General features: G+C 63.5%; 17 protein-coding genes and 1 riboswitch. Of the genes, 15 read left to right on the plus strand and 2 right to left on the minus strand.

The window, feature by feature from the left end:
- Nucleotides 1-3146, plus strand: a 3146-nt coding sequence (locus ISS99_RS10770; RefSeq protein ID WP_204631641.1) for a non-ribosomal peptide synthetase, incomplete at its 5' end; no start/stop codon positions are given.
- 127 nt (nt 3147-3273) lie between these two features.
- Here the strand turns inward: ISS99_RS10770 and ISS99_RS10775 are convergent.
- The gene (locus ISS99_RS10775; protein ID WP_204631642.1) at nt 3274-5337 is read right to left on the minus strand and encodes a phosphocholine-specific phospholipase C; all 2064 of its coding nucleotides are present in this window, start codon (nt 5335-5337) and stop codon (nt 3274-3276) included.
- A 379-nt stretch (nt 5338-5716) separates the two neighbouring features.
- Between ISS99_RS10775 and ISS99_RS10780 the strand changes: the two genes are divergently transcribed.
- Nucleotides 5717-6751, plus strand: a complete 1035-nt coding sequence (locus ISS99_RS10780; protein WP_204631643.1) for a gamma-glutamyl-gamma-aminobutyrate hydrolase family protein — start codon at nt 5717-5719, stop codon at nt 6749-6751.
- Between the two features lie 115 nt (nt 6752-6866).
- Here the strand turns inward: ISS99_RS10780 and ISS99_RS10785 are convergent, their stop codons facing one another.
- Nucleotides 6867-9338 (minus strand): TonB-dependent receptor plug domain-containing protein, encoded by a 2472-nt coding sequence (locus ISS99_RS10785; protein ID WP_204631644.1) that lies wholly within the window; start codon nt 9336-9338, stop codon nt 6867-6869.
- Nucleotides 9339-9765: 427 nt separating this feature from the next.
- Nucleotides 9766-9980, plus strand: a riboswitch (cobalamin riboswitch).
- Between the two features lie 99 nt (nt 9981-10079).
- Between ISS99_RS10785 and ISS99_RS10790 the strand changes: the two genes are divergently transcribed.
- From ISS99_RS10790 to ISS99_RS10850, 13 genes are all read left to right on the plus strand, one after another.
- The gene (locus tag ISS99_RS10790; protein WP_204631645.1) at nt 10080-10661 is read left to right on the plus strand and encodes a hypothetical protein; all 582 of its coding nucleotides are present in this window, start codon (nt 10080-10082) and stop codon (nt 10659-10661) included.
- A 26-nt stretch (nt 10662-10687) separates the two neighbouring features.
- Entirely contained in the window at nt 10688-11290 is a 603-nt protein-coding gene (gene cobO, locus ISS99_RS10795) for a cob(I)yrinic acid a,c-diamide adenosyltransferase (protein ID WP_204632631.1), read from the plus strand.
- Nucleotides 11287-12579, plus strand: coding sequence for a cobyrinic acid a,c-diamide synthase CobB (locus ISS99_RS10800; RefSeq protein ID WP_284343709.1), 1293 nt, complete (start codon nt 11287-11289; stop codon nt 12577-12579). Before cobO ends, ISS99_RS10800 begins: the two co-directional genes overlap by 4 nt.
- A 2-nt stretch (nt 12580-12581) precedes the next feature.
- Nucleotides 12582-13496 (plus strand): adenosylcobinamide-phosphate synthase CbiB, encoded by a 915-nt coding sequence (gene cbiB, locus ISS99_RS10805; protein WP_239537952.1) that lies wholly within the window; start codon nt 12582-12584, stop codon nt 13494-13496.
- Entirely contained in the window at nt 13489-14472 is a 984-nt protein-coding gene (gene cobD, locus ISS99_RS10810) for a threonine-phosphate decarboxylase CobD (protein WP_204631647.1), read from the plus strand. Before cbiB ends, cobD begins: the two co-directional genes overlap by 8 nt.
- Complete coding sequence (locus ISS99_RS10815; protein WP_204631648.1) at nt 14469-15941, plus strand: cobyric acid synthase; 1473 nt, start codon at nt 14469-14471, stop codon at nt 15939-15941. The genes cobD and ISS99_RS10815 overlap by 4 nt, the downstream gene beginning before the upstream one ends.
- Nucleotides 15929-16447, plus strand: a complete 519-nt coding sequence (cobU, locus tag ISS99_RS10820) for a bifunctional adenosylcobinamide kinase/adenosylcobinamide-phosphate guanylyltransferase (protein WP_204631649.1) — start codon at nt 15929-15931, stop codon at nt 16445-16447. The genes ISS99_RS10815 and cobU overlap by 13 nt, the downstream gene beginning before the upstream one ends.
- Nucleotides 16447-17493 (plus strand): nicotinate-nucleotide--dimethylbenzimidazole phosphoribosyltransferase, encoded by a 1047-nt coding sequence (gene cobT, locus ISS99_RS10825; RefSeq protein WP_204631650.1) that lies wholly within the window; start codon nt 16447-16449, stop codon nt 17491-17493. The genes cobU and cobT overlap by 1 nt, the downstream gene beginning before the upstream one ends.
- On the plus strand, nt 17490-18059 hold the full coding sequence (locus ISS99_RS10830; RefSeq protein ID WP_204631651.1) for a histidine phosphatase family protein: 570 nt from the start codon (nt 17490-17492) through the stop codon (nt 18057-18059). The genes cobT and ISS99_RS10830 overlap by 4 nt, the downstream gene beginning before the upstream one ends.
- Nucleotides 18056-18781: an adenosylcobinamide-GDP ribazoletransferase gene (locus tag ISS99_RS10835; protein ID WP_204632633.1), complete on the plus strand. Its 726-nt coding sequence runs from the start codon at nt 18056-18058 to the stop codon at nt 18779-18781. Before ISS99_RS10830 ends, ISS99_RS10835 begins: the two co-directional genes overlap by 4 nt.
- Nucleotides 18782-18870: 89 nt before the next feature.
- The gene (locus tag ISS99_RS10840; protein WP_204631652.1) at nt 18871-19167 is read left to right on the plus strand and encodes an FmdB family zinc ribbon protein; all 297 of its coding nucleotides are present in this window, start codon (nt 18871-18873) and stop codon (nt 19165-19167) included.
- Between the two features lie 151 nt (nt 19168-19318).
- A complete protein-coding gene (gene aspS, locus ISS99_RS10845; RefSeq protein ID WP_204631653.1) occupies nt 19319-21091 on the plus strand; it encodes an aspartate--tRNA ligase in 1773 nt (590 codons plus the stop codon).
- A 76-nt stretch (nt 21092-21167) separates the two neighbouring features.
- Complete coding sequence (locus tag ISS99_RS10850) at nt 21168-21812, plus strand: alpha/beta fold hydrolase (protein ID WP_204631654.1); 645 nt, start codon at nt 21168-21170, stop codon at nt 21810-21812.
- Nucleotides 21813-21862 lie beyond the last annotated feature (50 nt).

Genomic DNA, 21862 nt, shown 5'->3' on the forward strand with positions numbered 1-21862 from the left:
CGTTGATCGGGTTCTTCGTGAACACGCTGGCGTTGCGCATGGATCTGTCGCAGGCACCGAGCGTGGCCGAGCTGTTGGCCCGCGTGCGGCAAACGGCGCTGTCGGCGCAGGATCACCAGGACCTGCCGTTCGAGCAGGTGGTGGAGATCGCCCAGCCGCCGCGTTGCCTGGATCACACGCCGTTGTTCCAGGTGATGTTTGCCTGGCAGAACAATGAGGCCGGCGAATTGGAACTTCCTGGTCTTCAACTTGTTCCCATCGCGCTGGCAGGGGACACGATCAAATTCGATCTGGAATTACATCTGAACGAAGAGGGTGGCACTATTCACGGTGCGCTGTTCTATGCAACGGCGTTGTTCGATGCGGCGACCATCGAGCGCTATCGCGGCTACCTGCTTAGCGTGTTGCAGGCGATGGTGGCCGATGCGCACGTGCCGGTGTCGCGGATCGACCTGCTCGGCACCGAGGAGCGCGAGCTGCTGCTGCACACCTGGAACCAGACGGACGCACCGTATCCGAAGGATCAGTGCATCCATCAGCTGTTCGAGCAGCAGGTGTTGCGTACGCCCGATGCAACGGCCGTGGTGTTCGAAGATCAGTCGCTGAGCTATGCGCAATTGAACGCACAGGCGAACCGCCTCGCCCATTACCTGCGCAGCCTGGGTGTCGAAGCGGACGGCCGCGTAGCGATTTGCGCCGGACGCAGCATGTCGATGGTGATAGGGATCCTGGCCATCCTGAAAGCAGGAGGAGTCTATGTGCCACTCGATCCAACCTATCCGAAGGATCGCCTGGTTCATTTGCTCAAAGACAGTGCGCCGCAGTTGATCCTGGCCGAAGGCAACGGTATGGACGCACTTCGTGGCGTCATGCCCGAGATGCGTCGCGTGGATTTGCGCGACGATGCCGCGTGGGCATGGCGTCCCGGCAAAGATTTCGATCCATTACAGGCGATGGCGGGTGCCGCAACGGCTTACGTCATGTACACCTCCGGCTCTACCGGCATCCCCAAGGGGGTGGCGGTACTGCATAGATCGATCGCACGTCTGGTCATCAACAACGGTTACGCGGATTTCAACGCCGAGGATCGGGTTGCGTTTGCCGCCAACCCTGCCTTTGATGCGAGCACGCTGGAATTGTGGGCGCCGCTGTTGCATGGCGGTACCCTGGTGATCTTCGATCACGCTACCGTGCTGGAGCCGGCACGCTTTGCGCGAGCCTTGCTGAAGCAGCGGATCAGTGTGCTGTGGCTGACCGTGGGACTGTTCAACCAATGTGTCGATGCGCTCAAGGACGTCATCCCAGGCCTGCGCTATCTGATTGTCGGTGGCGATGCGCTGGATCCCAAGATTATCCGCCAGGTGCAAACGCAGTTCCCGCCGCGATATTTACTGAACGGGTACGGCCCGACGGAAACGACCACCTTCGCAGCCTGCTACGCGATACCGAGGGAGTTGGACGGCCATACCAGCATTCCTATCGGTCGCCCGATCGGCAATACGCGTATTTATCTGTTGGATGCCCATGGCCAGCCGGTGCCGCTGGGCGCGCCGGGAGAAATCTACATTGGCGGCGCCGGTGTGGCGAGCGGCTATTTGAACCGCCCGGATCTCACGGCCGAGCGCTTTCTCGACGATCCATTCAGCCCGCACCCCGATGCACGCATGTACCGTACCGGCGATCTGGCGCGGTATCTGTCCGATGGCAACCTGGAATTTCTGGGACGTAACGATCACCAGATCAAGATCCGCGGCTTCCGGATCGAATTGGGTGAAATCGAAGCGTGCCTCGCTGAGCATCCGCTGGTGTGCGACGCAGTGGTCACGTTGCGCGAGGATGCACTTGGCGATAAGCGCCTGGTTGCCTATGTCACCACTATGGCAGGCACCACGATCGAAGCCGGTGATCTGGTTGCATCGTTGCGTGCACACGCCGGTGAATTTCTCCCCGACTACATGCTGCCGTCGGCCTTTGTACAGTTGACCGCGTTGCCGCTGACGCCAAATGGCAAGCTGGATCGCCAAATGTTGCCCATACCGGACGGCGAGGCCTACGTGAGGCGTGTTTACGAACCCCCGCAGGGTGACGCCGAGCAGACCATCGCGATTCTGTGGGAAGAGTTGCTTGGCGTGGAGCGAATTGGCCGGTACGACAACTTCTTCGAGCTCGGCGGGCATTCGCTGCTTGCCGTGCAGCTGATTCATCGTGCCAGAGAGCTCAGCTTGCGGCTTACCTTCAATGATCTGTTCCAGAACCCGGTGCTGCATCGGCTCGCCGCGCAGATTGAAAATCCGTCCCAATGGCTGGATGGCGATCGTGCGATTCCCGTCCGTACGACCGGTACCCAGACACCGATCTTCTTTTTGCCCACGGGTACCGGCGATCGTTCGTATATTTTCTCGCTCGCCAAAGATATCTCTAAAGAGCACCCGATCTACGGGTTGCCGTGGCCGTCGATGGAGGAAGGGGTGCTGCCGACACTCGAGGCCATGGCACCACGGTTGATCGCCATGATGCAAGCCGTCCAGCCGCAAGGGCCGTACCGCTTGATTGGCTACTCTGCAGGAGGTCTATTGGCCCATGCCATCGCGTCGGATTTGTTGAGAGCCAAACAACCCGTCTCATTCCTTGGTTTGATCGACACGTATTTGTATGCGGATCAGAAAATACGTCATCCCAAGAAAATGATCGTGGATTTTGTCGGGTCGCGGTACGGGGACCACGCGGAAGCCGTCGAACGCTTGCGTCGACTTGAAACGGATTTGAGCTTGGACGACCTGATCAAGGAAGCGCTCGAGCTGAAGCTGTTGCAGGCCAACCACGACGTGCGAGGCTGGAAACAGGTCTGCTACTTCCTGCAGGCCGCATTCTCGTACCAGGCATCAGATTCGTCGCTGACGGTGCATTTGTTCTGTGCGTCGGACCCACTACCGGAAGAGTTGACGTTGGGAGATGCCGATACGCACGCGCCTGACAAGGAGGCGATTGCGCAGCAACGTCCCGTCGAGAGTTGGCATGGCGCGTTGCCTGCCGCTTCCATGCACGTCATTCCCATTCCTGGGGACCACCTGAGCATGGTGTCGGAACCGGACCATCGGAGGGTATTGGGTGCGGCGATATCTGATGTGTTGGAAAAACCAGCCTGAGTAGCATGGGAATCGCTCGTCATCATCGACGCGGGAGCGGCCTGGTCTGGACTTGCGCGACGCAACGGATTGAAGCGTCGCACCAAAGGGGCGCGGCGCAAACCGCGCCCCTTTTTTTTGCAGCATTTCAGAGTGATGGCTGGGTATGCGGTGGTTCGGTGCTGCTGGGCAAACCGTTTTCCAGGTGGCCGCACAGGCGGCGTCCCCAGTTGCTCAAGCCCGCAACCGTGGCTTGCAGGTCGTACCAGTTGCTGCTGCTGCCCAGATTCCACGTATCGCTGACCTCGCCGCCGGCAGGCACGGTATAGGTGCGCATGTCGGAGGCGTCGTAGCCATTGGTCACCGTCATTGAGCAGGCGTTGGCGCCGGCATTGCTCATGGTCAGGGTGACCGTTCCCGCGCTGGGGTTATAGGCGATCGCGGTTTCCGGCATCACCGAGGCCGACTTGGCACTGCCCTGGTAATGGCGGACAAAACCGTTGGGTCCGTGCACTTCCAGCACGTAGGTGCCGCCGCTGAATATGCTGCCGTTCCAGAAGTCGGAGACAGAAGCGTTGGCGCCGACGGTATAGGTCCACGGGCCGGTGCTGGAACTGCGATTGAGCGCATACACCTGGAACACCACGCCTGCCGTACCGGTGTTGATGAAGTCGATGTCGAACTGGTCGGCCGAGGTGTTGATGCTGCCCTGCGCGTCGATCACGTAAGGCAGTGCGCAGGCCGGATAAGTGCCGGCTTCGGCGGCAGGCATCGCCTGCTTGCTTGGCACTGCGGGCGCAGGGAGCGTCGAGCACTCGGTGCTCGATTGCGAAACATAGTTGGCGGTCGAGGGCAGGCTGGGCCAGTGGGCGTTGCTGCCGCTGAAATCGAACGCGGAGGTGAGATCGCCGCAAACCGCACGCCGCCAGGCGCTGATGTTGGGTTCGGTAACGCCGGTCCAGGTCTCCAGGAATTGCAGCACCGAGCTGTGATCAAACACTTGTGAGCACACTCGCCCGCCGTAGGTCCACGGCGAGATGATGATCATCGGCACGCGATAGCCCAACCCGATCGGCGAGGAACTGATGGTGCTGCCCGATTCGTTGACCGTGGTCAGTTCGCCGGAGGTGCTGACGGTGGATTTGCCGCCCATGATGGCCGATGGCGGGCAAGGTGGCGGGACGTGATCGAAGAAGCCGCCGTTCTCGTCGTAGTTGAGGATGAACACGGTGCTGGCGTACACGCTGGGATTGGAGGCCAGGGCGGCAACCAGTTGCGCCGTGAGGTTTTCGCCATCCGGCGGCTGATAGTTCGGATGCTCGGACAAGGCCGCCGGCGCGACGACCCACGACACCTGCGGCAGAGTGTCGTTGGTCACGTCGTTCTGGAAGGCCGTCACGATATTGGCGACGGTGGCCATGCCCTGATCGTAGAGTGCGGAACCGGACGCGGCGTTCTTGAAATTGGCGAACCAGGCCAGGGCGTTGTCGTCGAAATTGTCGGTCTGCTGATACACCTTCCAGCTGATGCCGGCCGACTGCAGGCGTTCGGCATAAGTGGTCCAGGCCCAGCCCGAGCTGGACTCGGTGTCATCCAGCACCGGAGACGTACCGACCGAAAGACCGTTGCTGCCGGTGAACAGGAACAGGCGGTTCGGATTGGTGTCGGTGAGGGTGGAGCAGAAATACTGATCGCAGACCGTGAAGTTGTCGGCCAGCGCGTAGTAGAACGGCAGGTCGCTGCGGTTGTAGAAGCCCATGCCCAGTCCGGCCGTGCGTGCGGTATTCCAGGCATTGAACTTGCCGCCGTTGTTGATCGCGGTGTCGGTGGTGAAACCCATCGAGGATGCGCTGATACAGGTGGCGCTGGTCGTGCTGGTGTCCAGGTGAAAGGGCAGGATGTAGCTGTTCTTGGTCGGCTGGTACCATACGTTGTTGCCGGTCAGCGTGGCGCTGGGTAGCGGCGCCGGCACCGGATCGTTGAAGCCGCGAACACCCGGCCGGCTGCCGAAGTAATGGTCGAACGAACGGTTCTCCTGCATGAAGATCACCACGTGATTCACGTCGCCGATGGTGCCGCTCACCGTGGCTGCCGGCGTCGCCAGCGCCTTGCGTATCGCAGGTGGAAGCATCGACATGGCCGTCAGTCCGCCTGCGGCGCCCGCGGTAACCTTCAAAAACTTCCGACGCTTGATATCGTCGATCTCGCTCATACAGCTCTCCCCGCGCATTCGCCGGCCCACGCCGGCCCATGCATAGCTCAGCGCGTTGCTGTTGCAGTCCATTGCCATTGGCGGGGCAGGAGCTAGACACGAAGTGGACCTGTGTCCGGCGTTGTTGCTTGTTGTCGACAAGTACGGCGAGGCTTCACGCCGTCATCACGATGCAATGCGTGATCGAGTGCTTGAAGCGCGCGGTAGTCGCGGTCGGGTGGTACCCCTCGTTTCCAAAAAGCCCGGAACGATTCAAGGCGGACTCTCCGCTGTACCGCGTGCCTGCGCAGGTGCTAACGTTTTGCGGCTGTGGGCCAGGATAGGCCTGGCACACCATCGACGTGGTTCCGCTAGGAACTCGAGCCAGGGGAGGTGCGACGTGCTGATTCGAATTGCAGTGCCGTATCGATCGGATGGGCGGGGTAAGGGGCATGACAATGATTTGTGCCTGTTGGAACGCGGCGAACTGTGGACGGGTGAAGGAAGCTATCGGGCGTCGAACGACCGTGGACCAAGGTTCGTCACCGTTGGTTCGCAGCAATGCGCCATCCATGCCGTTACGCTCATTTCCCGACATTTGTATGACGCTTCCCACACGAGCGACGGGGCTCTGCCCAATAATTGGCAGGGCGTTACAGCCAGCCCGATCTATTGCGAGGCCATTGATGCGGCGTTGATTGATGGCCTTTTCGTTCCGGGCGGGCCAACGGCGCATCCGTCACAGGAGGGAGGCCGCAACAAAGAAAAAGTGAATAAGCCATGGGAAACGGCCAGGCATGCCCAGGAAGAGGACGCGATCCGCTATTGCCGTGACCAGAACATTCCCGTGTTTGCCATTTGTGGGGGCTCGTGGCGGCTTGCTGCGGTGCTTGGTGCCCAGATCGTCGGGTTTGGGCCGAGTAGTGGCGACATGAGGACACACAACAAGCCATTCAATGCGGAGGCGCTGCTGGTCTCCGCACACGACGTCAGCATCGAATCGAATACTCACCTGCGACAACTGTTCGATAGCGATTACCGGGGCTATCTGGCGACCAAAGAACGCGGTCCGCAGGAATCGGTGTTGAACATTTCAGTGAATTCTTCCCATTGGGCGAAATCTGTCTTCGATCGAGACGAGACCGCGACGCGGGTGAGTGCGTTGTCAGGAAATGTTGCCGAGGGTTACGAAGACCAAGGGAAGCATTTCTGCATCGGCGTGCAGTGGCACCCGGAATACGCACAGGTTCGCCTGATGCGTGGGGATGAAGACGAGAGCGCTCCCCACAAGCTGCTCATGGAGAACTTCATGCGCGCCACGGCGGCGCGCCATGCGGCGGTGACCATCCAGCGCGCCGTGCGGGAGTGGCTGAAGGTGCAGGCTACGCAAAGCAGCAGCCAAGCCACCGGCGGCGTGGTCCTCGAGCAACTGTAGGCGAGAGGCACGCCCGTGACGTACGGGCGTGCCTTGAGGCCTGCGGCAAAAAAAATCCCGGCCGGAGCCGGGATGTTCGATGCGGTGCATCGCAGGAGTTTGGCAGTGGGTCGAATCACCAGTGATAGATCACTTTGGTGTAATAGTAACGCCCATTGAAGCCGTTGGGTGAAAATTCCGAATACGGGATGGTGCCGTTGGTGCTGTTTACCGCGATCACCTTGTCCGGATAGCTGTTGCTGGCATTGTCCACACCCAGCGTGAAGGTCCAGTTGTCGAGGTTGTAGCTGCCGGCCAGGTCCAGCACCCATTGCGGACTGAATATCTGGTTGAGCAGATAGGACGAGTTGCTGTAGGCGGTGAAACTCCCGTAGCGCGTCAGGTTGCCGTTGAACGACCAGTGGCCCACCGCGTAATTCTCGTTGAAGATCAGCTTGCTGCGCGGCGTGGAGTTGGCAAGCAGGCCGCGGATGTCGCGATAGCTTACGCGCTCCAGCTCCAGCCCCAGCGCCTGCAACTGCGGCGGATTGGGTGCCACGCTGGTTACCTGGGAGCGGTTGTAGTTGTAGCTCAGCGTGCTGTCGAGCACGCCGTGGTTGCCGAAGTCGGAACGGTAGCTGGCGACCAGGTCGCCGCCCTGGGTCTTGGTATTTACCGCATTGGTAAAATATTGCGCCGAGCTGAAGGCCACGTTGGCGATGCCGTGCGCGGCCAGGTAATCCACCACCACCGGATCGTTCAGTCCGCTCAAGGTGCTGGAAAGCACGATGCGGTTGTTGATCTGGATCTGATAGACGTCGAAGGTCAGCGTCAGCGGATCGATCGGGTTGAATACCGCGCCGACGGTGTAGTTGCGCGACTTCTCCGGTCGCAACGCCTGCGCGCCCAGCAATTGCGCCACCGGATTGTTCACCGGCAGCAGGCCGGTCTGATAGATGCCGGGGGCGACGCCGGGGGCGGCATTGCTGGGGGTGAGATATAGCGAGCCGATCTGCGAGTAGTCTTCCTGCGCCAGCGACGGTGCGCGGAAACCGGTCGATGCGCTGGCGCGCAGGGCGAAACGGTCGGTGAAGTCGTAACGGGCCGCCAGCGCACCGGAGACGGTATTGCCGAAGTCGTTGTAATCCTCGTGGCGCACGGCGATCGAGGTGCCGAGCTTGTCGGTGAGGTTGGTCTCCAGGCTCACGTATTGCGCGACGTCGCTGCGGCTCCATGAGCCCGTGTTGACCGGGCTGTAGCCACTGAAGCCCTGTGCGCCGCCACTAACCCCCGAGGTGCCCACGTAATACGAACTCGGATCGCCGGCACGGATGCTGTAGGTTTCGCGCAGGTACTCGGCGCCGAAGGCGAGCGTCACCGGGTTGGGCAGCCAGCCGGGGGAGAAGTCCTTGGCGATGTCCACGTCGGCCGCTTGTTGCGCCGACGAAACGATGCCGTCGAAGAAACTGCCCGGCGTGTAGCCGAAGTCGTGCAGGAAGGCGTAGTTGGCACTGTGGATGGTGTCTAGCGACACGCGATTGCCACCATAGTTTGCGCTGGCGTCCCAGCGCCAGCCGCCCTCGGTGGTGCCGCGTACGCCCGCCACCAGGGACTGGTCGGTGCTGTGCGATTGCAACAGGGGTTGATAGCCGCCCGGGTAGATCGCATCGAGCAGGCTCGCGACCGATTTGGGATATCCGTAGGGATTGCGATACAGCTCGTCGGAAATTGCGTCGCGCTCGTGGTAGCTGCCGAAGGCGTAGAACTGCACGTTCTTGGCGATGTCGTATTGCGTGTTCAAGAACACGTTGTGCTGGCTGATCGACGGATCGCCGAACACCTGCTTTTCTCCCAGCTGCGGATAACGCACATCCACGCCGCCGTGATTGGTCGGATCCTGGTGGCCATCGTCCACGCTGATGCGCAGCCAGCCCTTGTCGCCGCCAAGGGGAATGCCGAAGTTGGCCGAACCCAGCCATTGGCGTCCGCCGCCGCGCTGGTATTGGCCGCCGTCGATTTCCACTGAGCCGCCTTGTGCACCGTGCTTGAGAATGATGTTGATCACGCCGGCAATCGCATCGGAGCCGTATTGCGCGGACGCACCGTCGCGCAGCACTTCGATGTGGTCGATGGCCGAGAGCGGAATGGTGTTGAGATCCACCGGTGCCGAGCCGCGCCCGATGGTGCCGTCGGTATTGATCATCGCGCTGGTGTGCCAGCGCTTGCCGTCCACCAGCACCAGCACTTCATCCGGCGAAAGACCGCGCAACTGGGCGGGCCGCTGCGAGTCGGTGGTATCGGTGGCGGCCGGGCGCGGGAAATTCAGCGACGGAATCAGGCGCCCGAGCGCCGTAGCCAGTTCGTTGGAGCCGGTGCTTTGCAGCGCGCTCGCCGGGATCACGTCGATCGGCGAGAGTGAGGTGCTGTCGGTGCGATTCTGCGCGCGCGTGCCGGTGACGATCACGGCCTGCAGGTTCTTGGCGTTGTTCGGCGGGGGAGGGGTGGGGCTGGCGTCTTGCGCGGCGGCGCTGGAGGCCAGGGCGAGCAGAACGGAGGCGGCGAGTGGTGCGATGGTGTTTTTATGGAGGCGATGCTTGCCTGTTTTCATTGCGGACTTCCCCTAGCGTGTCAAATGCTGCTGTGCAGCAATTTCAGATTAGTGACATTCAAACCCGGCGGCAACCGATGTTTGGGCGTCTAAAAGTCCAAATGGGAATATCCATATCGAACATGCGTTTATGCGCACATTTACGGTGGGCTGCGGGCTACCCACGGCTGGAGGATGGTGCGTCGCAAGTTTACGCGCCGTGCCGCCCGGCGATGAGCATGCGTAGGCTCGGCGTATAGGAAACGTGTAGAGGGTGTCTTGGCCCCCAGGGCTGGGCAGCACTATTTTCGTCGCCCTGCGTTGTCGTTGAGTGGTCGTTAGGGGGTAGCGCACGGCGCGGACTTGGCTGGCGAGCAAACAGCTCCCGGCGCGGGCCACGAAAATAGCGCTAACAGGCCATAGGCTAGGCGTCTCCAGGAGCAGGCACTAAGATGCCCGGGCCTGAGGTGACCGCCGGCCAAGTGCTGGCGGTTGAAACGGGAATCCGGTGACGCCAACGGCCATTCCGGAGCTGCCCCCGCAACGGTAGGCGAGCAAGACGGTCTCCACGCTGCCACTGTGCCCAGGCATGGGAAGGCGGAACCGGAAGGCGCAGGCGCCTTCGCTCGCGAGCCCGGAGACCGGCCCAGGCGATAACCGGACGGCGGAGGGCCATGTCGCGGGCCGCTGCCTTGCCAGCCGGTTCACCTCTTCACCGTCTCCATCGGCCTGCGTGCCGTCGCGTGAAGGAGAATGACCATCATGAAGCCCCTGCCCCGATCGATCGCCATCGGTCTGTTTGCGTCGTTGACGTTGTTGATGGCGGCCACGCGCTTCAAGCATTTCGGCGACGCGTTGCACTTGCCGGATGCATCGATGGCGGTGTTCTTCCTGGGCGGCCTGTATTTGCGCCGGCACCTCGCTTTCGTGTTTTTCACCCTGCTGGCGGTGCTGCTCGACTATGTGTCGATCCGTTATGCCGGCGTCAGCGATTTTTGTATCACCGCAGCCTACGCTTTCCTGCCGTTGGCTTATGCCGCACTTTGGTATGGCGGCCGCCTGTACGCGAACCAGCTGACCGGTCAGTGGCGATCCCTTTTAGGTGCGTTGGCCGTGGCGTTCGCCTGCGCTGCGCTGTCCTTTGCCATTTCCAATGGTTTCTTCTATTGGCTGGGCGGGCGTTACGCGCATCCGCACCTGGCCGAATATGTTGCGCGACTGTGGCAATGGGGGCCGCTGTTCGTGCGTACCACGCTCGCCTATGTGATCGTGGCATTGCTGCTGCAGGCCGGGTTGCAACGCTTGGCTGATCGCGTGGCCATCACGCAGGGAGCCGGCGCGTGAACGAACACGAGACATCTCGCGAGGCGATGACCGCGGAAGAGCGCCATCGCGAACGCATGCAGCGCAAGAAGGAACTGGTCGACCGCAAGATCGCCAGGGCCACCATCGACCGCGGCGTGCTGGTGGTGAATACCGGCAATGGCAAGGGCAAGAGCTCTTCCGGCTTCGGCATGTTGGCGCGCTCGCTCGGACATGGCTTCCACTGTGGCGTGGTGCAATTCATCAAGGGCACGTTCTCGACCGGGGAAGAAGCCTTTTTCCGTCGGTTCGCCGGTGACCAGCTGGACTATCACGTCATGGGCGAAGGCTTTACCTGGGAAACGCAAGACAAGGCGCGCGATATCGCGGCCGCCCAGGCGGCCTGGACAGTCGCCGCAAACATGCTCGCCGATCCCGCGTACGACTTCGTGCTGCTGGACGAACTCAACATCGCGCTGGTGAAGCAGTACATACAGCTCGATCAGGTATTGGCCGCACTGGCGGCGCGGCCGCCGCGCCAGCACGTGGTGATCACCGGGCGCGGCGCGCCGGATGGCCTGGTTGCGGTGGCCGACACGGTGACGGAGATGCGTGTGGTCAAGCACGCCTTTGATGCAGGCATCAAGGCGCAGAAAGGTGTGGAGCTGTGACGGCGCGACACTGTCCCGCCTTGCTGGTTTCCGCGCCCGCATCAGGACAGGGCAAGACCTCGATCACTGCAGCGCTGGCACGTTGGCATGCGCGCCAGGGGCGCCGCGTGCGGGTGTTCAAGACCGGACCGGATTTTCTCGACCCGATGGTGCTCGAGCGCGCGGCCGGTACGCCGGCTTACCAGCTCGACCTGTGGATGTGCGGCGAAGCCGACGTGCGCACGCGATTGTTCGATGCGGCGGGCGCGGCCGACCTGATCCTGGTCGAAGGTGTGATGGGGCTGTTCGATGGCGATCCGTCGAGTGCGGATCTTGCCCAGCGCTTCGGCCTGCCGGTGCTGGCGGTGATCGACGGCTCCGCGATGGCGCAGACCTTTGGCGCGCTTGCCTGCGGGCTGGCTGCCTATCGAGAAGGCTTGAACGTGTACGGCGTGGCCGCCAACCGCATCGGTAGCGACTATCACGCGCAATTGTTGCAACAGAGCTTGCCGCCGTCGCTGCATTGGCTGGGCGCGCTGCCACGCGATGAGGCGCTCGCACTGCCGGAACGACACCTGGGCCTGGTCGCCGCAACGGAGTTGCCGGACCTCGATCGCTGTCTCGACGTGCTGGCAGAAGCGTGGGCTCAGCACGCTAGCACCGAGTTGCCGCCGCCGTTGGCCTTCGAGGCACCCGCCTTGGAGCCGTTGCCGGCCCTGCTGCACGGTCAGCGGATTGCCGTAGCGCGCGATGCGGCCTTCTGCTTCATTTATCAGGCCAATCTCGATCTGCTCAGCGAAGCCGGCGCGCAACTGCGTTTCTTCTCGCCGCTGCAGGGCGATGCACTGCCCGATTGCGATGCCGTGTGGTTGCCGGGCGGCTATCCCGAGCTGCACCTGGACACGCTGACGAAGCAAAAAGCCTTGCACTCGGCATTGCTCGCGCATCGCGACGCGGGCAAGCCGATGCTGGCCGAATGTGGCGGATTACTGTTCGCGCTCGAGTCATTGGCGGACCGGGACGGCCACGAAGCGCCGATGGCTGGCCTGCTGGCCGGGCGGGCGGTGTTGCAATCGCGGCTGGCCGCCCTGGGTCTGCAAAGTGTGGAATTGCCGGAGGGCGCGCTGCGCGGGCATACCTTCCACTATGCGCGCGCCTGGATCGATGCGCCGCCGCTGGCGCAAGCCGTCAACCCGAACCAGGGACCCTGCCAGGAAGCGGTGTATCGCCAGCAACGGCTCACCGCCAGCTTCGTGCATTTTTATTTTCCCTCCAATCCAGTTGCCGCGATGAAATTGTTCCTGCCATGAGCATGGCGCTGGCGATGCTCGCGGCGGTGTTGATGGATGCGTGGCTGGGCGAACCGCGTCGTGCACATCCCTTGGTAGGTTTCGGGCGCGTGGCGAGCGGCATCGAGCAACGCGTTTACGCGGATAGGCGGGTGGCCGGCGTATTGGCCTGGTCGCTTGCCGTGCTGCCTGCCATCGCCTTGCTGTGGGGTATCCAGCGTGCCATGCCAGTGTGGGCATCCTGGTGTGTGGGCGCGGCGGTGCTGTATCTGACGCTCGGTTGGCGCAGCCTCGGCGAGCACGTGCGGCCGGTGGCGGCAGCCCTTGCGAAGGGCGATCTCGATGCAGCGCGTGCCGCGGTGAGCCGCGTGGTCAGTCGCGATACGGCAGCGTTGAACGACGTCCAGGTATCTGCGGCGGCGACCGAATCCGTACTCGAAAACGGCAATGACGCCGTGTTCGGAGCGCTGTTCTGGTTCGCGCTGCTGGGCGCACCCGGGGCCTTGTTGTATCGGCTGGCCAATACGCTGGATGCCACCTGGGGTTATCGCACGGCGCGCTACGAGCGTTTCGGCTGGGCGGCGGCGCGCATCGACGATGTGCTGAATTTCCTGCCGGCACGTCTCACTGCACTGACCTACGCATTGCTTGGCCACTTCGATACCGCATGGCGTTGCTGGCGCACCCAGGCTCCCCAGTGGGACAGCCCGAACGCCGGTCCGGTGATGGCGGCTGGCGCCGGTGCACTGCGTGTGCGCCTGGGCGGTCCGGCGCCTTATCACGGCCGGTGGGAAGCCCGCCCTGAACTGGGCGAAGGGGAGTTGCCGAGCGCGGCCTCCATTTCGCGGGCGCTGCACCTGGTTTCCAAAGGCGTGCTGATGTGGTTGATCTGCACCTGGGTACTCGGTTTCCTTCTCGACGGTGGCGTGCATGCTTGAACACGGCGGTCGCCTGCGACGCGCGGCAGGCGAGTACGGCATCGCCCTGGAACATTGGCTGGATCTTTCTACCGGCGTCAGTCCATTCGGATGGCCGGTGCCGGCGATTCCGCCTTCGGCGTGGCAGCGCCTGCCGGAAGACGATGACGGGCTGATCGACGCCGCGCGTACTTATTACGAAGCGCCACAGTTGCTGCCGGTGGCCGGTTCGCAGGCGGCCATCCAGGCGCTGCCGCTGTTGCGCGGTCCGTCGCGGGTGGGCGTTATCGCGCCCGGCTATGCCGAGCACGCACAAGCCTGGCGCGCAGCTGGCCACGAAGTGGCTTGCCTGCCTGCCGATGTGTTGTTGCAGCAGGTCGAGCGCTGGGACGTGCTGGTGCTGATCCACCCGAACAACCCCGGAGGCGAGCGCTTTTCCGTGCAGGAGTTGTTGCGCGTGCATGCCGCGTTGGCTGCCCGTGGCGGCTGGCTGCTGGTCGATGAGGCATTCGTGGATGTGACGCCGCAGGACAGTCTGTGCCGCTACACGCAGCGCGACGGCTTGATCGTGCTGCGCTCGGCGGGGAAGTTTTTCGGTCTGGCCGGAGCGCGGGCGGGATTTGTTTGCGCGGCATCCTCCTTGCTTGACCTTTTGCAGGAAAAACTGGGGCCGTGGACCTTGAGTGGACCGACGCGCTACGTCTTGCGGCATGCGCTTGCCGATCGTCCCTGGCAGGCCGAGGCGCGCGTGACGTTGCAGGCCGTCAGCGCGAGTCTGGCCGCGTTGCTGGCTCGCCGCGGACTGGCGCCGACCGCCGGTTGCGGACTGTTCCAATGGTGCCGACGCGACGATGCGGCGAGCCTGCATCGCGCGCTCGCCGAGCGGGGCATTTTTACGCGCTTGTTCGACACGCCGCCCAGCCTGCGCTTTGGTCTTCCCCCGGATGATGCGGCGTTCGAACGACTGGATCGTGCATTGAGCGAGGTGCTTCGATGACGGCACGGGTACTGATGGTGCAGGGCTGCACCTCCGATGCGGGCAAGAGTGCGCTGGTGACCGCGTTGTGTCGCTGGGCACATCGACGCGATATCAGCGTTGCACCCTTCAAGCCGCAAAACATGGCCTTGAATTCGGCGGTCACCGCCGATGGCGGAGAAATTGGCCGCGCGCAAGCCGTGCAGGCGCAGGCCTGCGGCATCGAGGCCAAGGTTGATTTCAATCCGGTGTTGCTCAAGCCGAACAGCGACATCGGTGCGCAGGTGATCGTGCACGGACGCGCCGTGGCCGACATGGATGCGCGCGATTATCACGACTACAAGCGTCGCGCTTTCGACGCGGTGATGGCATCGCACCGGCGCCTGGTGGAAACCTACGACGCGGTGATTGTCGAAGGCGCCGGCAGTCCAGCGGAAATCAATCTGCGCGATCGCGATATTGCCAACATGGGCTACGCCGAGGCGGTGGATTGTCCGGTGATCCTGGTGGCGGATATCGATCGCGGCGGCGTGTTTGCGCATCTGGTCGGCACGCTGGCCTTGCTTTCGCCGAGCGAGCGAGGGCGTATAGCGGGCTTCGTCATCAATCGCTTCCGCGGCGACCTCGCGTTGTTGCAGCCGGGTCTGGAATGGCTGGAGCGCGAAACCGGCAAACCCGTACTCGGCGTGCTGCCCTACCTGCATGGTTTGTATCTCGAAGCTGAAGATGCCTTGCCGCGCGATCGCCGCGTCAAGCCGGACGCGCTGTTGCGTGTCGCGGTACCGGCCTTGCCGCGCATCAGCAATCACACCGATTTCGATGCCTTGCGGGCGCACCCGCAGGTCGACCTGCACCTGGTTGGCCCTGGCGAGACGCCGCCTGCCTGCGACCTCATCGTACTGCCCGGTTCGAAGTCGACACGTGCGGACCTGGCCTGGTTGCGCGAGCAGGGTTGGGATGCGGCAATAGCCCGGCATCTGCGCTATGGCGGCAAGCTGATCGGCATCTGCGGCGGTTTGCAGATGCTGGGGCGCGCCATACACGATCCGCACGGTGTCGAGGGCGAAGCCGGTTCCAGCGACGGTCTGGGCTGGCTGGATCTGGAAACCCGCTTCGAACTGCAAAAGCAATTGCACCGCGTACGCGGGCACCTGAGTTTCGGCGGCGCCCACGTGCATGGCTATGAGATTCACTGCGGTGTCAGTTACGGCCCCGCGCTGGCGCGTCCGTTTGCGCAACTCGACGGTGGCCGCAGCGATGGCGCATTATCGGCGGACGGGCAGATCATCGGCACCTATCTGCACGGCGTCTTCGACGATCCACAGGCTTTGCGAGCATTGCTGCAATGGGCGGGTCTGCATGCCGCGGAATGCGTCGATGTGCGCGCGTTGCGCGAGGCGAGCATCGAACGGCTGGCCGATGCGGTGCAGGAGCATCTGGACACGGCAGCCTTGGAGCAATTATTGGGAATGGTTACGTGCGTACCTTGATTCTGGGTGGCGCCCGCTCCGGCAAAAGTGCCTTGGCAGAGCGGTTGGCCATCGAGAGTGGCCGCGAAGTGGTCTATGTCGCCACGGGCCAGGCCGGTGACGAAGAAATGGCCGCGCGCATCGCGCACCATCGCGCCCGCCGTCCTGCGCAATGGCGATGCGTGGAAGAACCGCTCAGGCTTGCCGATACGCTGCATAAACAGGCCCGCAACGATCGCTGCATTCTCGTCGACTGTCTGACACTATGGTTGAGTAATCTGCTTGGCGACGCCGATCCGGGGTGCTTGGAGCGCGAACGGGGCCTGCTGCTCGATGTGCTGCCCGGTTTGCCTGGCGAGGTGCTGATGGTCAGCAACGAAGTCGGCCTGGGCATCGTGCCGATGGGTGAGCTGGCGCGGCGTTTCGTCGACGAGGCAGGACGCCTGCATCAATCCGTTGCTGCGGCAAGCGAGCGCGCGCTCTTTGTTGCAGCGGGCTTGCCATTCGTTTTGAAAGGAAACCTGTAATGAGTCTCGACTGGCTTCACGCGCCCTGCGCACAGCCCGACGCGGTGTTGGCCGACGCGGCTCGCGCGCATCAACTGCAACTGACCAAGCCGCCCGGTTCGCTGGGTCTGCTGGAGGCATTGGCTATTCAATTGGCTTCGTTGCAGCACACATCCAAGCCTGCGCTGGAGCGGGTGTGGATCAGCGTGTTTGCCGGCGATCACGGTGTGGCCGACGAAGGCGTGTCGGCATTTCCGCAAGTGGTGACAGGCGAGATGGTGCGTAACTTCGCCAGCGGCGGTGCGGCCATCAGCGTGCTGGCGCGCACTCTGGGCGCGAACCTGGAGGTGGTCAACCTCGGTACGGTGAACGATCCGGGCGACATTCCGGGCGTGCGTCGCGCCATCATCGCGCCATCGACCGCCAATTTCTGTCTCGCCCCGGCAATGACCGTCGAGCAGCTCGATGCGGCGATGTCGATCGGTGCGCAAAGCGTGCAAGCGGCGCTTGCCGCCAAAGCGCAGCTTTTCATCGGCGGCGAGATGGGCATCGCCAACACCACCGCCGCCGCGGCCGTGGCGAGCGCCTTGCTCGATGAGCCGCCGTCGTGCCTGGCTGGTGCGGGCACCGGCCTGGACGCCGCGGGTATCCGGCACAAAGTGAGCGTGCTCGAGCGGGCACTGGAACGTCATGCCGATGCTTCGACGGCGCTGGAACAGTTGCGCTGCCTGGGTGGATTCGAGATTGCCGCGTTGACCGGCGCTTATGTGGCGGCGGCGCAGGCGGGCTTGCCGGTGCTGGTGGACGGTTTCATCACCACCACGGCCGCCCTGGCGGCAGTGACGATCCAGCCGGATGTGCGGCCCTGGCTGCTGTTTGCCCATCGTTCGAAGGAGCATGGCCACGCGCACTTGTTGAACGTGCTGGCCGCCCAGCCCGTGCTCGATCTTGGCTTGCGCCTGGGCGAGGCCAGCGGTGCTGCCACGGCGGTGCCGCTGCTTCGTCTTGCCTGTGCCTTGCACAACGGCATGGCCACGTTCGAGCAGGCAGGCGTGTCCAACGCATGAGCGAGGACGATGCTTTCCAGATCGAGTTGCTTCGCCACGGCGATACCGGCGAGCGCAGCTATCGCGGCCAGCTCGACGATGCCTTGAGCGAACTGGGCTGGTCGCAACTGCGCGCGGCGGTGCAGGGGCAAGCGTGGGACTGCATTGTTTCGTCCACCTTGCAGCGTTGCGCGGCCTTTGCGCAGGAACTCGCCGAGCAGCGCCACCTGCCTTTGCGGCTCGATGCGCGATTGGCGGAATACCACTTCGGCGATTGGCAAGGCATGCCGATCGAACAGATCGCGCAGGAGCAGGGCGACGCATTGGCGCGTTTCTGGGCAGACCCGGTGGCGTATCCGCCGCCAGGCGCGGAAACTTTCCAGGCTTTTGGCGATCGGTTAAGTGCCGCGCTGGACGAGGTGGCTGCGCAAGCGGCCGGCCGGCGCGTATTGGTGGTGACTCATGGAGGCGCGATCCGCTTGCTGCGCTGTCGGGTTGAACGACGTAGCTATGGCGACATGGCCGGCATCGAGGTGCCGCATGCTTCGCTGCATCGCCTGCCGTGGCATCGCGCGGTCGCGGCCTGATGCGCGGATTGCTGGTCGCGCTGGGTTTTCTTACCCGCCTGCCGGTGCCGCTCGGTGCGTTCGATGACGCGCGCGCAAAAGCTGTGTCGCTGGCGTGGTACCCGCTGGTGGGTTTGCTGATCGGCTTGTTGCTGGGCTCGCTCGCATGGTTGCTGCGCGACACGCCGCCCTTGCTGGCTGCCGGTATCGTGGTAGTGGCGTGGGTGGCGCTGACTGGCGCCATGCATCTGGATGGTCTGGCCGACAGCGCCGATGCCTGGATCGGCGGGCTGGGCGATCGCGAAAAAACACTGGCCATCATGAAAGATCCGCGCTGCGGGCCGGCCGGCGTGGTTGCCCTGGTGCTGGTCCTGCTGCTGAAGTTCGCGGCGCTGGCCAGCCTGCACCCCGCGCCTTGGTCGGAGCTGATCCTGGCTTCGCTGCTGGCGCGTGTAGGCCTGACGGCCTTGTTTCTTACGACGCCTTATGTGCGCGGCGGTGGGCTCGGGGCGGCCTTATCCAGTGCTCCGCGCAATGCCTGTGCCGTGGCTATCGCGGTCAGCGTCGGGTTTTGTCTGTTGGGACGCTGGCACGGGGTGCTAGCCCTTGGGGTGGCGGCCGTGGTGTTCGGCGGGTGGCGGCATGCCTGCATCAAGCGCCTGGGGGGTATCACCGGCGATACGGCGGGAGCTCTGGCGGAAATGGTCGAGGCGGCGGTCCTGGTGGCGCTGGTCGTGCGTTGAGCACCGTCGCGCGGTTGAAATCTCGTCGGTCGGCCTGATAATGATCGGCTGCCACCGGCTCAAGCCGGCCGGCATAGCGGAGTGTGTTCATGCCCATTTACGAATTCCAATGCAGCGCCTGCGGCCACCGGTTCGATCGGTTGCAGAAGATGTCCGATCCGGATCCGACCGATTGCCCCGACTGCGGTGCGCCGCAGGTCCACCGTCAGCTCAGTGCGCCGCAATTTCGCCTGGCCGGCGGCGGCTGGTACGAAACCGATTTCAAGAAAGATGGTGACAAGAAGCGCAATCTGGCCGGGGAGGGCTCGACCTCCAAGACCGCCGACAGCACGGCCGCGCCCGCCAAAACGGAAAGCAAGCCGGCGGCGACGCCCAGCGCGGACTGATATAGCCGTCCTGATCATTGGATAGCCTTCGCCGGGATGGCGATGCGGCGTTATTTCGTGGGCCTGGGGGAAGGGCTCGTGCAGCAGTGTTAAGATTCCGGGTCTTTTCCACGTTTATTCGCCGCCCTGGCGGCCCGGAGTCCCCTTTCGTATGCGCACGCACTATTGCGGCCTCATCGATGAGTCGCTGATCGGCCAGACCGTCACCCTGTGCGGTTGGGTGAATACCCTTCGCCTGCAGAGCCACGTGGCCTTCGTCGATCTGCGCGACCACGAGGGCCTTGCCCAGGTGGTGATCGAGCGCGACAACGCCGCGGCCTTCGCCGTGGCCGGCGAGCTGGGCTACGAGTATTGCGTGCGCGTGACGGGCAGCATCCGCAAGCGCTTGTCCGCCAACGACAAGCTCAAGACCGGCACGGTGGAACTGCTGGCCGAGCAGGTGGAGATTCTCAATGCCGCGAAGGATCTTCCGTTCGCGCTGCACGAGAATCCCAACGAGGACATGCGGATGACCTACCGCTACCTCGACCTGCGCCGTCCCGACATGCAGAACATGATGCGCACGCGCATCAAGCTGGTGCAGGCACTGCGGCGCTATCTGGATGCGCGCGGCTTCCAGGATATCGAAACCCCGATCCTCACCAAGGCCACGCCGGAAGGCGCACGCGATTACCTCGTGCCCAGCCGCGTGCACCCGGGCCAGTTCTACGCGCTGCCGCAGTCGCCGCAGCTGTTCAAGCAGATCCTGATGATGGCCGGCTTCGACCGCTACTATCAGATCGCGCGCTGCTTCCGCGACGAAGATCTGCGCGCCGACCGCCAGCCGGAATTCACCCAGCTCGACCTTGAATTCGCGTTTGTCGAAGAAAAAGACGTGCAGGATTTCGTCGAGGGTCTGATTCGCCACGTCTTCAAGGAAGTGGTGCAGGTGGAACTGGATGCCGTGTTCCCGCGCATGACCTGGGAAGAAGCGATGCGTCGCTTCGGTTCGGACAAGCCGGACCTGCGCATTGCGCTGGAACTGGTCGACGTGGCCGACGCGTTGAAGCACGTGGAGTTCAAGGTATTTGCCGAGCCGGCCAACGATCCCGCCGGCCGCGTCGCCGCGCTGCGCGTGCCAGGCGGCGCAGCGCTCAGCCGCAAGGAAATCGACCAGCTCACCGAATACGTGGCCAAATACGGCGCGAAGGGCTTGGCCTGGATCAAGGTGGAGGATCTGGCCAAGGGGCGCGAAGGCGTCAATTCGCCAGTGGCGAAATTCCTCGACGATGCCGCATTGGACGCCGTGCTCAAGGCGACGGGCGCGCAATCGGGCGATGTGGTGTTCGTCGGCGCGGGCAAGTGGAAGACGGTCACCGATTTCATGGGTGCACTGCGCCTGAAAGTCGGCAAGGACCGCGGCCTGGTCCAGGGCGGCTGGAAGCCGCTGTGGGTCACCGACTTCCCGATGTTCGAATACGACGAAGAGGAAAAGCGCTTCGTCGCCCTGCATCACCCGTTCACCGCACCCAAGGTCGACGACATTGCCGACCTGCGCGCGAACGCCGCCAACGCGGTGAGCCGCGGCTACGACATGGTGCTCAACGGTGCCGAGATCGGTGGCGGCTCCATCCGTATCCATCGCCCGGAAATGCAGAGCGCGGTCTTCGAGCTGCTCGGCATCGGCGCGGAAGAAGCGCAGATGAAGTTCGGCTTTCTGCTCAAGGCGCTGAAATTCGGCGCTCCGCCGCATGGCGGCCTGGCCTTTGGTATCGACCGCATTGCGGCGCTGATGGCGGGCACTGAGTCGATCCGCGACGTGATCGCCTTCCCCAAGACCACCAGCGCGCAGGACCTGATGACCGATGCGCCGTCGATGGTCAGCGAGGCGCAGTTGAAAGAGCTGCACGTGGCAGTGGCTGCAACCGATGAGGTGAAGCGCTGAGTTCTGCTTCCTCTCCCCTCGCCTTTGATCAAGAGCGGGGGAGCGGGAGGAGCGCGTTGCGGCAAGATAGGCACCTATGACCGATCACATCTTCTTGCTGCACGGCCTGTGGATGCGCGGCTTCGCGCTGGGCGTGCTGCATCGGCGCCTGATGGAAGAGGGGTTTCGCGTCCACCGCTTCGATTACATGAGCGTGGCTGCGACCCAGCAGCACATCCTGACGCGATTGCGTGCCGGCATGGCCGAGTGCGCGCCGGATGCGGTGCACCTGGTCGGCCATAGTCTGGGAGGCCTGCTCGCCTTGCGTGCCTGCCTGGAACCCGGCGAGCTTCCGCCGGGGCGGGTGGTTTGCCTGGGTTCGCCGCTCAAGGGCAGCGCCGCCGCCCGGGCCTTCGCCGGTTGGGGGCGCGGCGGCGAGGTGCTGCTAGGGCACAACCGACAGTTGCTGGAGAAGGGGCTGGAGGCCTGGCCAGGCCCCCGCGAAGTGGGGGTGATCGCCGGCCGCATGCCGATCGGGCTGGGAGCCATGCTGGGACACATCGCCGGGGAGCACGATGGGACCGTATCGGTGGCAGAGACCTGCCTGCCGGGACTTGCCGGCCATTGCGTGGTGGAAACCAGCCATACGGGGCTGTTGCTGTCGGCCGAGGTGGCGCGCCTGACCACCCAGTTTCTGCGCGAAGGGCGGTTTGGTCGGGTGCCCGTCACCGACGCAGGCTGAAAAAACGCATCCCTGGGGCCTGTCAGCACTATTTTCGTGGCCCGTGTCGG

This window comes from Dyella mobilis (assembly GCF_016904945.1).
Taxonomy (GTDB): Bacteria; Pseudomonadota; Gammaproteobacteria; order Xanthomonadales; family Rhodanobacteraceae; genus Dyella_B; species Dyella_B mobilis.